General features: G+C 70.3%; 13 protein-coding genes and 1 tRNA gene. 7 read left to right on the top strand and 7 right to left on the bottom strand.

What is annotated here, in order from left to right; all coding sequences use genetic code 11:
* Window positions 1-108: 108 nt before the first annotated feature.
* On the top strand, window positions 109-705 hold the full coding sequence (locus tag WBG06_RS20415) for a hypothetical protein (RefSeq protein WP_336738795.1): 597 nt from the start codon (window positions 109-111) through the stop codon (window positions 703-705).
* Window positions 706-834: 129 nt separating this feature from the next.
* On the opposite strand, the gene WBG06_RS20410 is transcribed toward WBG06_RS20415, so the two are convergent.
* Window positions 835-909, bottom strand: a tRNA-Val gene (locus WBG06_RS20410).
* A gap of 113 nt (window positions 910-1,022) precedes the next feature.
* Here WBG06_RS20410 and WBG06_RS20405 point away from each other — a divergent pair.
* Window positions 1,023-1,826, top strand: coding sequence for an alpha/beta fold hydrolase (locus WBG06_RS20405; RefSeq protein ID WP_336738794.1), 804 nt, complete (start codon window positions 1,023-1,025; stop codon window positions 1,824-1,826).
* Here the strand turns inward: WBG06_RS20405 and WBG06_RS20400 are convergent.
* Window positions 1,823-2,176: a nuclear transport factor 2 family protein gene (locus WBG06_RS20400; protein ID WP_336738793.1), complete on the bottom strand. Its 354-nt coding sequence runs from the start codon at window positions 2,174-2,176 to the stop codon at window positions 1,823-1,825. The two genes, WBG06_RS20405 and WBG06_RS20400, sit on opposite strands and share 4 nt — an antisense overlap.
* 100 nt (window positions 2,177-2,276) lie before the next feature.
* Here WBG06_RS20400 and WBG06_RS20395 point away from each other — a divergent pair, with 100 nt between their 5' ends.
* Window positions 2,277-3,146, top strand: a complete 870-nt coding sequence (locus WBG06_RS20395; protein WP_336738792.1) for a LysR family transcriptional regulator — start codon at window positions 2,277-2,279, stop codon at window positions 3,144-3,146.
* Here the strand turns inward: WBG06_RS20395 and WBG06_RS20390 are convergent.
* Window positions 3,139-3,795 carry a DUF3159 domain-containing protein gene (locus WBG06_RS20390; RefSeq protein ID WP_336738869.1) on the bottom strand — a complete coding sequence of 219 codons (657 nt, stop codon included), beginning with the start codon at window positions 3,793-3,795 and terminating at the stop codon, window positions 3,139-3,141. The two genes, WBG06_RS20395 and WBG06_RS20390, sit on opposite strands and share 8 nt — an antisense overlap.
* A 185-nt stretch (window positions 3,796-3,980) precedes the next feature.
* Here WBG06_RS20390 and WBG06_RS20385 point away from each other — a divergent pair, with 185 nt between their 5' ends.
* Window positions 3,981-5,720: a histidinol-phosphatase gene (locus WBG06_RS20385; RefSeq protein WP_336738791.1), complete on the top strand. Its 1,740-nt coding sequence runs from the start codon at window positions 3,981-3,983 to the stop codon at window positions 5,718-5,720.
* A 10-nt stretch (window positions 5,721-5,730) separates the two neighbouring features.
* Window positions 5,731-6,267 (top strand): hypothetical protein, encoded by a 537-nt coding sequence (locus WBG06_RS20380; RefSeq protein ID WP_336738790.1) that lies wholly within the window; start codon window positions 5,731-5,733, stop codon window positions 6,265-6,267.
* A gap of 32 nt (window positions 6,268-6,299) precedes the next feature.
* On the opposite strand, the gene WBG06_RS20375 is transcribed toward WBG06_RS20380, so the two are convergent.
* Complete coding sequence (locus WBG06_RS20375; RefSeq protein WP_336738789.1) at window positions 6,300-6,929, bottom strand: trimeric intracellular cation channel family protein; 630 nt, start codon at window positions 6,927-6,929, stop codon at window positions 6,300-6,302.
* Here WBG06_RS20375 and sepH point away from each other — a divergent pair.
* The gene (gene sepH, locus WBG06_RS20370; RefSeq protein ID WP_336738788.1) at window positions 6,832-8,124 is read left to right on the top strand and encodes a septation protein SepH; all 1,293 of its coding nucleotides are present in this window, start codon (window positions 6,832-6,834) and stop codon (window positions 8,122-8,124) included. The two genes, WBG06_RS20375 and sepH, sit on opposite strands and share 98 nt — an antisense overlap.
* A gap of 167 nt (window positions 8,125-8,291) precedes the next feature.
* Window positions 8,292-9,974 (top strand): alkaline phosphatase D family protein, encoded by a 1,683-nt coding sequence (locus WBG06_RS20365; protein WP_336738787.1) that lies wholly within the window; start codon window positions 8,292-8,294, stop codon window positions 9,972-9,974.
* 9 nt (window positions 9,975-9,983) lie between these two features.
* Here WBG06_RS20365 and WBG06_RS20360 read toward each other — a convergent pair whose 3' ends face one another.
* From WBG06_RS20360 to WBG06_RS20350, 3 genes are read right to left on the bottom strand one after another with little or no spacing between them, the layout of a single operon-like run.
* Window positions 9,984-10,640, bottom strand: a complete 657-nt coding sequence (locus WBG06_RS20360) for a thymidine kinase (protein ID WP_336738786.1) — start codon at window positions 10,638-10,640, stop codon at window positions 9,984-9,986.
* Window positions 10,641-10,650: 10 nt separating this feature from the next.
* Window positions 10,651-11,289, bottom strand: a complete 639-nt coding sequence (locus tag WBG06_RS20355) for a CGNR zinc finger domain-containing protein (protein ID WP_336738785.1) — start codon at window positions 11,287-11,289, stop codon at window positions 10,651-10,653.
* Window positions 11,290-11,319: 30 nt separating this feature from the next.
* Window positions 11,320-11,946, bottom strand: coding sequence for a pyridoxamine 5'-phosphate oxidase family protein (locus WBG06_RS20350; protein ID WP_336738784.1), 627 nt, complete (start codon window positions 11,944-11,946; stop codon window positions 11,320-11,322).
* Window positions 11,947-11,952 lie beyond the last annotated feature (6 nt).

The following is an 11,952-nucleotide window of genomic DNA, read 5'->3' as shown; positions in this document are numbered from 1 at the left end:
TCCCACGGGAGACGGTGCCGTGCGGTCAGCATCAACCGAGCATGTGCAACACATGGTCCCGTCGGCGCGTCATGATGACACACACATCGCCCGCACTCGGAGGGTCACATGAAACAGCTCGGCGTCATCCTTCTCATCGGCGCACTCGCACCCGTGTTGGGGCCGGCCCTCAGCGCCCAGGCGTCGCCGCCCGACCTCGTCTGCGACGGCAGCTACCACCACCGGACGTTCCGCCACGTGGTCATCCCGGACGACGCCCGCTGCGTGATCACCCGCTCCAGGATCACCGGCAACGTCCGCACCACCGGTGCACCGAGGGTGGTCAGCATCACCGACACGAACGTCGGGCGGAACATCCACGTCCGCAACGTCGTCGAACGCGTCACCATCGGGGCTGCCGGGTGCCGCGTGGACCCGGTCGCCGGACGCAATCTCATGGTCCGTAACTCCCGCAACGTGGCGATCTGCGAGATGTCGATCGCCAACAATCTCGTGGTACGCGACAACCGGGGGACCTTGATGGTCCGGGACAACAAGGCGTGCAACAACCTCCGCGTCGTCGACAACCACCTGCGGTCCCTGCGTGTGCTCAGGAACTCCTACGCCGGCAACTTCTCGGTGGATCGCAACAGCTGGGTGGACCGCAGGATCGTGAAGGGCAACGTGAAGCTGCGCAAGAACCCCGCCGCGTGCCGTCGCGGGTGATTGCGCACCACCGTCACAGCTTCTCCTCCGCGTCACCGACCTGACCGGCCACCTCGAGCCCACACCCGAAATAGCCCAAAAGAACCGGCCTCTGACCAGGTCAACTACCTGATCAGAGGCCGGTTCCGCTGGTGCGTGATACTGGGTTCGAACCAGTGACCCCTTCGGTGTGAACGAAGTGCGCTACCACTGCGCCAATCACGCGTTGCGGGTGAAACATTAGCGCATCCGTCAGTCGGGTCCACATTCGGGGACCCGACTGGCCCTAGGCTCCTCGTCATCGGCTCGACACCACGAGGCAACCTGGAGGAGCGAGGATGCTCGCCTACGAACGGACCGGCAGCGGGGAGCCGCTGCTCCTGATCCATGGCATCGCCCACCGCAGGCAGGCGTGGGCGGGGGTGGTGGAGCGGCTGGCGGGCGAGTTCGAGGTGATCACGGTCGATCTGCCGGGTCACGGCGAGTCGCCCGCGTTCGATCTGGCGGGACGTACGGTGCGGGCGGCGGTGACGGACGAGCTCAACGCGCTCCGGGTCAGCCTCGGGATCGAGCGGCCACACGTGGCCGGCAACAGCCTCGGCGGACTGCTCGCGCTGGAGATGGCGGACTCCGGGCACGCGCGGTCGGTGACGGCGCTCTCCCCCGCCGGCTTCTGGATGAACCGGGCCGACTATCTCTACGTGCGGGGTCTGTTCGCCGGGATCCAGGCGGTCGCACGACCGCTGGCGCCGGTGGCACCGACGGTGCTGCGGTCGCGGGTGGCCCGAACGGTGACGATGGGCTGCTTCTACGCCCACCCGGAGCGGATCGACCCGGACGTCGCGGCCGGCGACGCGGCCAACATGGTCGCCTCACGCGAGGGCATCAAGACGTTCTTCAGCAGCGCCTACCGCTATCCCGGGGCGACACAGACCGACGTGCCGACCACGATCGCCTGGGCGACGCGTGACCTGACGCTCCTCCCCTACCAGGCGAAGGTGGCTGCTCGGCGTCTTCCGCATGCGAGCCACCGGTGGCTGGCGGGCTGTGGCCACGTGCCGATGAACGATGACCCCGACCTGGTGGCCGAGGTCATCCGCGAGACCGCCCGGACACGGCCGCGCGGCCATCAGGTCGCCTAGCCCCGCGCCGCCAGGATCGCGCGCGGGTCGAAGGCGACTCGGATCTCGGTGATCAGCCCGTCCTCGACCCGCATCCAGTTGGCGGTGGGGGCGGGCTCGGCAACCGTGGTGTGCAGATCGAACCAGGTGATCACGCTCGATCCGTCGGAGAGCAACTCCTTCACCTCGATCTTGTCGAGCACCTGGGACATGCCCTCGAGCCCGGCGATGCACCCCTCAGCGCCCTTGATGGTGGCTAGTGGGCCGGCGAAGCTCACGTCGTCGGCCAGCAGCGAGCGCAGGCGGGTGAAGTCGTGCTCCTGCCAGGCGGTGAAGTACGCCTCAGCGAGCTCGGCGGCGGATGCGGTCATCGGGATCTCCTCGGGTCGGTTGGCCTTTCACCAGCCAGCCTGACCGGGATCCAGCGAACACTCAAACAGATAGTTCTGCTGATTGCTAGCATCAATGGTTATGGAGATCGGACAGCTCCGCTACTTCGTCGCCGTGGTCGACCACGGCTCGTTCACGGCCGCGGCGCAGCGGCTCCACGTCAGCCAGTCGGGCATCAGCGCCCAGCTCGCGAAGCTCGAGCGCGAGCTCGGCCACGACCTGCTCGTCCGGGGTCCACGCAACGTACGGCTCACCCATGCCGGCGAGACGCTCCTCCCCCGCGCCCGCGACGCGATCCGCGCGATCGAGGGCGTGCGGCAGAGCGCCGACGAGCTGAGCGACCTGATCCATGGACATGTACGCCTCGGGATGATCGCCGGCTGCACGATCCCCGGTTTCCTCGACGCCGTCGCCGCCTTCCACCGCGAGCATCCCGGAGTCAGCGTCGAGCTCGTGGAGGACACCTCCGACAGGCTCCAGCAGCGTACGTCGGCCGGCGAGCTCGACCTGGCCCTGATCTCCCATGCCGGCCCGGTCATCGACGACTTGGCGACGGCTTCGGTGAGCGACGAACGGCTCGCCGTGATCACGCCGGCCGGCCACCGCCTCGCCGGCGCGGAGCCACGTCTCGGCGACCTCCACGACGAGACGGTGCTGTGCATCCCCCCGGGCACCGGGATCCGTACGGCCTTCGAGCAGTCGTGCGCGCGGATCGGGATCGAGGCGCGGGTCGATCTGTCGGGGTCCAATCCGGAGACCCTGCTCGGGCTCACCGCCCGCGGCCTGGGCGTGTGCGTGCTGGCCGAGTCGATGGCACGAGGCACCGAGCTGGTCGCGACCACGATCGTCGATGCGGAGGTGCGGGCCGGGCTGGCGCTGGTGATCCGCGCCGACGACCGGCAGCGTGCCACGCGACGGCTCTACGACCTGCTCCGCAGCTCCCTCAGCTGAGCACGTCCGCGGCCACCTGCGGGTGGCGCAGCCCGGGGTGCTCGCGTGGGAGCGAGCGCTGCAGGACGATCCAGCTCACCAGCAGGCACAGCGCGACCAGGGGCCAGCTGAGCGCGACCCGGGCGACAGCCAGGGCGAACACGTCGCCGGACCACCACAGCGGCGCGAAGACGGCGACGCGGACGACGTACTGACAAACCCAGACCCAGCTCGCGCGCGAGTAGCCGCGCAGCAGCGCCGGGTCGCGCCGCCAGGCTCCGCGCTGGCGCAGCACCAGGCCGACGACCACACCCAGCAGCGGCCGGCGGAACACGATGCTGACCAACCACACCAGGGCGCTGGCCGCGTTGGCCGCGAGCTGGACCACGAAGAAGTCCTCCGCCCGTCCCGTACGCAGTGCGATCATCGCCGCGACCGCGACCCCGGCCACCCCCAGCAGCACGGCGCGCGGCTTGCGGCCCTTGCGCCACTGCCAGACCGCAACGATCCCGGCGACCACCAGCGACACGACCGTCGCCACCCACAGCTCCCGGCTGACCAGCCACCCGACCGCGAACGCGAGCGGCGGGATGGTGGCGTCGAGCGCGCCGCGCGCGCCTCCGAGGAGGTCGGCGAGGGTCTCGTCGTCATCGCGGCGGCCGGTCGTCATCACGTGAGTAAGGCTAGCCTTACCTGCAAGCGCGCGTGACGCCTCGGTCGACGCGGGTGACGCCTCGGCAATGTTCACCGGGGAGGCAACCAGCGGACGTACCCCGGACATCCGGTGCCGCTTGGCTCGATCCGCGCCGCTGCTCGGGCACGCGGAGACGCCACATCTCACGCGGAGGATCCAACGTGTCACACGAGCACCCCCATTCGCACAGCCACGGCCACGACCACTCGCACGCCGGCCACACCCACTCCCACGAGGTCGACGAGATCACCCTCGCCGCCTCCTCGGACGCGTCCGACAGCGACCTGCGCCCCGCCGAGGTCACCCGGCGCAACCTGCTCCGCGCGGCCGGCATCGCCGGCGCGGTGACCGCCGGGATGGCCGGTATGACCGGCGTGACCCCGGCGATGGCGGAGGCCGCAACTGTCGCCACGACGAAGGGCGGCAACCGGGCCACGATCCGGCACTGGCTCGCCGGCGACCACCACATCCACACCCAGCACAGCTCGGACGCGATGTACCGGGTCATCGACCAAGCGCAGCACGGCGCGGCGTACGGCCTGGACTGGCTGGTCATCACCGACCACGGCGGCGCGACCCACGCCAAGCTCGGCGTCGACCTGGTCAACCCCGACATCGTCGCTGCGCGCAAGGTCCTCAAGGACACCTTGATCTTCCAGGGTCTGGAGTGGAACATCCCGGCCGCCGAGCACGGCACCGTCTTCGTCGCCCCGGGCGCCCACGAGGTCGCGGTGCTCAAGCAGTTCGAGAACGACTACGACGGGTCGGTCAAGGGCGCCAGCGGCAACACCCCGCAGAACGAGGCGCTCGCCGTCGCCGGTATCCAGTGGCTCGGCAAGCAGGTCGACAAGCGTCGCGTCGCGGATGCCCTCTTCCTGGCCAACCACCCGGCCCGCAACGGCATCGACAGCCCGCACGAGGTGCGCGCCTGGCGCGACGCCGACCCGCGGATCGCGGTCGGTTGGGAGGGCGCACCCGGTCACCAGGCGGCCGGCCTGCCCGCCGGCTACGGCCCCGGCAGCGCCCGCGGCTACTACGGCAACGGCCCGGGCCCGAACTCGTTCCCCGGCTACCCCGCCGAGTCCTACCGCTCCTGGGGCGGCTTCGACTGGTTCACCTCGACCGTCGGCGGCCTGTGGGACTCGCTGCTGGCCGAGGGCAAGCCGTGGTCGATCAGCGCCAACTCCGACTCGCACGTCAACTGGGGCACGACCTCGCGCCGCCCGGACGGCTCCGACTCGGCCTCCTTCAACGCCAACGGCCGCTACGGCGACCCGGTCTACGCGGGCTCCCTCAACACCACCGCCGGCGACTTCTGGCCGGGCTACTACAGCCGCACCCACGTGGGCACCACCGAGCGCAGCTATGGCGCCGTCATGAAGGGCCTGCGCATCGGCCGCGTCTGGGTCGACCACGGCGCGCTGGTGAAGTCGGTCGACGTCCGCGTCGTCTCCTCCGACGGCGGCTCGGAGAGCCTCGGCGGCACCCTGAAGGCGAAGAGGGGCAGCCGGATCTCGCTGGTCGTCACCATCGCCGCCCAGGACGTCCCGAACTGGTCGCAGTTCATCCCGTCGCTCAACCGGGTCGACGTGATCCGGGGCGCGGTCGACCCGACGTACGTCACCGACCGCGACACCTGGAAGGCGCCCGACACCAAGGTGATCGAGCAGACCGACACCTCGGGCCGCACCGGCACGTTCCAGCTGCGCTACGACCTCGGCCGCGTCGAGGAGGCGTTCTACGTACGCGTCCGCGGCACCGATGCCAACCGGTCCCAGCCCGGCTACCTCGGTGCGAGCGTCGACCCGGCCGGTCCCGCGATCGACGTCGTCGGCGACGCCGACCCGTGGGTCGACCTGTGGTTCTACACCAACCCGGTCTGGGTCGTCCCCACTCGATGAGCACCGCCCGATGAGCACCCTGGCCGTCGACGCCGACGCCCGGGACCTCGCCGCAGCCGAGCACCTCGTCCACCGCCTGGACGAGGTGCTCGGCGCGGACGGGCCCGAGGACGCGTACGTCATCAGCACCCACGTCGTGCAGGAGCCGACCGCCCGCCTCGTCGCCGTCCTGGACTGGCCCGGCGGCCCGGCGGTCGAGGAGCTGACCGCGCTCCTGGCCGACCGCCTCCCCGACGCGTACGTCACGCTCGACTCCCCCGCGATCGCCGAGGCCACCGCCCGCACCGCCGGGCGGCTCGCCCGCTACCCGGGTCGGACCAGGATCGAGACGGTGACCACCGTGGCCGCGGTCGCGACCGACAGCGTCGTCGACGCGGTCGAGGGGCTGGCCGGAATCACGCTCGCACCGGACGACGCTCTCGACCTCACCGGGTTCGCCCGGCCCGTGTGGCGCGAGGGCCGCTGCGTACTCCTGGTCCAGCGGGCCGCCGGAGGCCTGGTGCCCTTCGAGATGCGCCATCAGATCCCCTGCTGCTCCGACCACTGAGGGTCCGACCACTGAGGGTCCGACCAGCAGGGTCAGACCGACGCGGAACCCCGCGGAAGCGGTGCCTCCCAGTGGCGCCACATCGCCAGCAGCCGCCATCCCGAGCAGACGATGAACGCGGCCGCCATGGCCAGCGAGTTCGGCACGTGGGCGAACAGCCCGAAGGCCGCCACCGAGGCGCCGGCGAAAGCAGGGATCGCGTAGAAGACGCTGCGGCGCAGGATGATGGGGACCCGACCGGTCAGGACGTCGCGAAGCGCGCCGCCACCGACGCCGGTGGCCAGTCCCATGACCGCGGCCGCGAGCGGGGAGAGCCCGAAGTCGAGCGCCTTGACCGCACCGGCGATGACGAACAGACCCAGCCCGAGGGCGTCGAAGACGTTGACCATCGGCTCCAGCCGGCCGAGCGCGGGGTGGAAGAAGAAGGTCAGCAGACCGGCCGCCATGGGAACCACGAGGTAGCGCCAGTCGGAGAGCGCCGCGACCGGAGTCGCGCCGATGGCCATGTCCCGCAGGAAGCCGCCACCCAGCCCCGTGACGCAGGCCAGGACGATCACGCCGAAGATGTCGAGCTCCTTGCGGACCGCCATCAGGCCGCCCGAGAGCGCGAAGACGAAGCACCCGACCAGGTCGAGCACGAGAAGGGTCAGCGACTGTTCCACCGCCAAATGGTCGCCTCGCACGTCCCAAAAACCCCAAATGCCACGGCCACGCCGCATGGCCACCCCATACGATGAAGCTCCGTGGCGTAGGGTCGTCACAACCGTATCTAGAATTGAGAAGAGGATGTCAGCCGAAGGATTGCCCCTGACTCCGGGCCAGCTCGAAGAGCAGGCTCCGGATGAGGCTGGACCCGTCCTTCTGCGGCTCATCTCGGTCAGTGACGATGGTCTACGCATGCTTCTCGTCGATGACGAGGACCGTGAATACACCGCCGACATCGACGACCGTCTCCGTGCAGCACTCGAGGCTGTGTCGACCCGCCGATCGGAGCAAACCGTGAACAAGACCCCGAGCAGCAGCCTGCGGCCCCGTGACATCCAGACCCGCATCCGTGCGGGCGAGAGTGCCGAGGAGGTCGCCGCTGTCGCCGGCACCACGGTCGAGAAGATCTTGGCCTTCGCCGGCCCCGTCCTCGCCGAGCGCGAGCACATGGCGCAGCGTGCCCAGCAGGCTTCCGTACGCCGTCGCCCCGGTGAGGCCGCCAGCACCGCCCGCACCCTGGGGGAGGCGGTCAGTGCCCACTTCCAGACGATGTACGCCGACCCGGAGTCGGTCAACTGGGACTCCTACCGGCGTCCCGACGGGCGCTGGAAGCTCACCGGTGAATACGAGACCGCCGAGCGCTCGGGCATCGCCGAGCTGACCTACGACGTCCCCGGCAACTACGTCGAGCTCGAGAACGACGACGCCCGCTGGCTGACCGGCGAGAAGCTCGAGGCCCCGGCGCCCGAGCCGGAGCCGGTCACCGACGACATGCTCGCCGCCCGCCGTCGCCGTGCACAGGGCTCGGCCCCGCAGGCTCCGGCGGCGCCGGCCACTCCTCCTCCGGCGCCCCAGCCCGCGCCGGCCGCCAAGGCCACGAAGTCGGTTCCGGTCGATGTCGACACCCCGCTGGAGGCCTTCCTCGGCGCCGACACCCCGACCGAGAAGCAGGCTCCGGTCCCGGCCGAGCCCGAGCCGGTCGAGGAGCCAGCGGCGGAGCCGGTCGCCGAGCAGGTCGAGCCCGCAGCCGCCGAGGCGGACCCGGCCGACGAGGCTCCGCAGAAGCCCGCCAAGAAGTCGTCCTCCCGCCGCAAGCGCGCCTCGGTGCCGAGCTGGGACGAGATCATGTTCGGCGGCGGCAAGCAGGACTAGGGCGAGCACTCCGAATCGTCTGACCACGTTCACGGACCGGCCATCGGCCGGTCCGTGATGCGTCGGTGGACCGACCTGCCATGGTCGGTCAGGGGTCGGGTGGAGTTCACGCGTCGCCGATGAAGTGAGTGGAGGCAAGCACTTCCACCCTTTCTCGGAGGCCCCCGATGCTCCTGCCCGACTCGCTGAGCCGACGCTCTCTTCTCACCAGCACCGCCTCGACCGGATTCGCCGCATCCGCAGCCATGCTCCTCGGCACCGGCTCGATCCCCGCCGACGCGGTATCGGTCACGGGCGTCACATCGCTCTCCGGTTACCCGTTCACCTTGGGCGTCGCCTCCGGCGACCCACTCCCCAACTCCGTCGTCCTCTGGACCCGCCTCGCCCCCGAACCGCTCGCCGCCGACGGCCTCGGCGGCATGCCGCAGGTGCCGGTCAAGGTCCGTTGGCAGGTCGCGGAGGATCCGCTCTTCCGCAAGGTCGTGAAGTCCGGCACCGTCACCGCCACCCCGAGCCTGGGGCACTCGGTCCATCCCGAGGTCTGGGGCCTGCGCCCCGGCCGCGACTACTGGTACCGCTTCCTGGCTGCCGGTGAGGTCAGCCAGACGGGCCACACCCGGACCGCTCCCGCGTACGGCTCCTCGGTCTCGCAGATGAGCTTCGCGTTCGCCTCGTGCGCGCTCTACAGCCACGGCTTCTACACCGCCTACCGGCACCTGGCCGACGAGGACGTCGACGTCGTCTTCCACCTGGGCGACTACCTGTACGAGTCCGGCGTCACCCCCGAGAACAACTGGCGCGGCACCCCGGTCACCCCTGCCGTCGCCGGAGAGACGCTCGACCTGGCGCGCTACCGCCTGCAGTACGGCCTCTACAAGTCCGACCCGGACCTGATGGCCGCCCACCAGGCCCACGCGTTCGTGGTCGCCCCCGACGATCACGAGGTCGAGAACAACTGGGCCGACGAGACCCCCGAGGAGCGCAGCCAGTCGAAGGGCGAGCTGTGGATGCCGCGGCGTACGGCTGCCTTCCAGGCCTACTACGAGCATCTGCCGTTCCGCGCCAGCGCGATTCCCGACGGCCCGGACATGCAGATCTACCGGAGCCTGCGCTATGGCGACCTGGTTGACTTCAATGTGATCGACACCCGGCAGCACCGCGACGACCAGGCTTACGGCGACGGGTCCGACCCCGCGAGCCCCGAGCTGACACCAGACATCTACGACCCGTCACGCTCGATGATGGGGTTCGAGCAGGAGAAGTGGCTCCAGCGCAGCTGGCGGCAATCCCGGGCCCGCTGGCAGGTGCTCGCCAACCAGGCGCCGATGGCCGAGACCGATCTCGACGAGACCGAGGCCAAGACGCTCTACATGGACCCCTGGGACGGCTACGTCGCCAACCGCAACCGGCTCCTCGAGGGCGCCCGCACCAGCGGCATCGAGAATCTCGTCGTCATCACCGGCGACCGGCACCACAACTACGCCAGCAACCTGCTGGCCGACTACGACGACCCCGAGTCCGCCGTCGTCGGCAGCGAGTTCGTCGGCACCTCCATCGCCAGCGGCGGCGACGGCGCCGACATGACCACCGGCGGCGAGAGCCTGCTGCGGGCCAACGACCACCTGAAGTTCTTCAACAGCCAGCGCGGCTACGTACGCGTCAAGGTCACCCCTGACGAGCTCTCCAGCGACTTCCGGGTGGTGCCGTACGTCCAGCGCCCGGGCGCCCCGATCTCCACCCGCGCGACGTACGTCGTGGAGAACGGCCGCCCCGGAGTCCAGCTCGATACCACGAGCGCCCCGGTCGGGACGCGGTACGCCGACGTGCCCATGCCGAGGCTCAACCGCTGACCGGCGGGGTCAGCCGAACGGCAGTGGCTCGGGCACCAGCGAGACCGACTGGGCCCGGGCCGCGGTCAGGCGGCGGCGGTGGTGCTGGCGGCAGAGGACCTCGTAGGAGACCGCGCTGGGGGCTGTCTCCGAGTCACCGTCGATGTCGCCGACGACGACCTGGTCGCCCTCGGTGACCATGACGCCGTCCTCGACCCGGGCGTTGTGGGTTGCCCGCTTTCCGCACCAGCACAGCGCTTCGACCTGCAGCACCTCCGTACGGTCGGCGAGCTCGACGAGGCGGGCGGCGCCCGGGAAGAGCCGGGTGCGGAAGTCGGTGAGGATGCCGAAGCAGAACACGTCGATCTGCAGCTCGTCGACGATCTTGGCCAGCGCCTCGATCTGCTCGGGCGAGTAGAACTGGGCCTCGTCGCAGATGAGGTAGTCGATCCGGGCCCCGTGGGTCAGCGCGTCGACGGCGTGGCGCCAGAAGTCGAAGTCGTCGGTGACCTCGATCGCGTCGTGGGTCAGGCCCAGCCGCGAGGTGACCACCGCCTCCCCGGAGCGGTCGTGGACGGTGAAGATGAGCCCCACCCTGCCGCGTGCCGCGTGGTTGTGGTTGGTCTGCAGCGCGAGGGTCGACTTCCCCGCGTCCATCGTCCCGGTCCAGAAGGTCAGCTCAGCCACTTGCGGAAGCCTAGTGGTCCACGGCCCCGCCCGTGGCAGGGCCCTCGTGGCTGGACATGCTCCGCCGGTAGTGGCGCGCGACCCGGGCCCGGTTGCCGCAGCCTGCCGAGCACCACTCCCGCCGCGGATGGTCGCGGACGAAGTAGAGGACGCATCCGGGGCCGCCGCATGCCCTCAGCTCGTGGGGCGCCTGCTGAGCCACCACCTCGGACCCCTCCAGCGCCACCAGGTTCAGCGCCCGCTGCAGCCCCGAGCCGTCGGTGAGCCACTCGCGCTCGAAGCCGCCCTCCGGCCCGGGGCGCAAGGCCGGAGCACAGTGGGACACGAACTCGTTGACCACCGCGAGCGCCATCTCCGGGCTGAGCGCCTCCGCGACGCTGTGCGGCCGGCCGTCGGCGGTCACGTCGGCGGCCAGCCGACGCAGGGCGTCGCGCAGGGCCCGGGCCCGGCCGAGATCGTGCCCGTTCAGCTCCTCATGCCTTCCCAGTCCCGCCTGCTCGGCCCACGCCTCGAGGTGTGCCACGGTCTCCAGCGAGTCGTGCACACCCGTCCGGTCGGCCCAGATCGTGTTCATGAGGCGTACGGCCCGGGGCTGGGTCGGATACAGCACGGGCACCTGCTGCTCCACAGCCGTCGTCTCCTCTGCCATCGATCCTTGTTCGCGGTCCTAATGGTCAGTCTAGGCCTCGGTCGTTAGTTCACCCCGCGCAACAGCCAGCTGAGCCTCGAGCTCGCTGATGCGTTCGGTCAGCTCGGCGACAGTGTGCCGGGCGGCCGCCAAGGGCACCAGCTGCGGGATGTGCTGCTTGCAGTTCCAGTCGTAGGCCTCGACGTCGATCAGGATCGCGCGCTCGACGCGCGCCGTGCCCCCGGCCGGAGCCAGCGACTCGACCAGCTCGGGATCATCCTCGGGCTCGACGACCCGCGCGCGGCCGAAGATCTTCATCCTGGCCTGCAGCTGGTAGTCGATCAGGAACAGCGAGACCCGCTCGTCGTGGTCGAGGTTCCCGCGGGTGATGTACTGGCGGTTGCCCCGGAGATCGGCGAACCCCAGGGTGGTCTCGTCGATCACCTTCAGGAACCCCTGCGGTCCGCCGCGGTGCTGCATGTAGGGCCAGCCGGTCTCGCTGACGGTCGCCAGGAAGAAGCTGTCCCGCGACGAGATGAACGCGGCCTCGCCCCTGCCGATCCGGTCCGACTCACCGCCCATCTCGGCCATCCGTGCGTACGCGGCGGCGCTTCCGTGGATCTCCTGGTGCTCGGTCACGAGCGGCGTGAACGCAACCTGCGCGTAGTGCCCGGTCATCGCCGG

This window comes from Nocardioides sp. CCNWLW239 (assembly GCF_037137035.1).
Classification (GTDB): domain Bacteria; phylum Actinomycetota; class Actinomycetes; order Propionibacteriales; family Nocardioidaceae; genus Nocardioides.
Note: the sequence above shows the minus strand (reverse complement) of the source record. Positions and strands in the feature narration are given on the sequence as shown.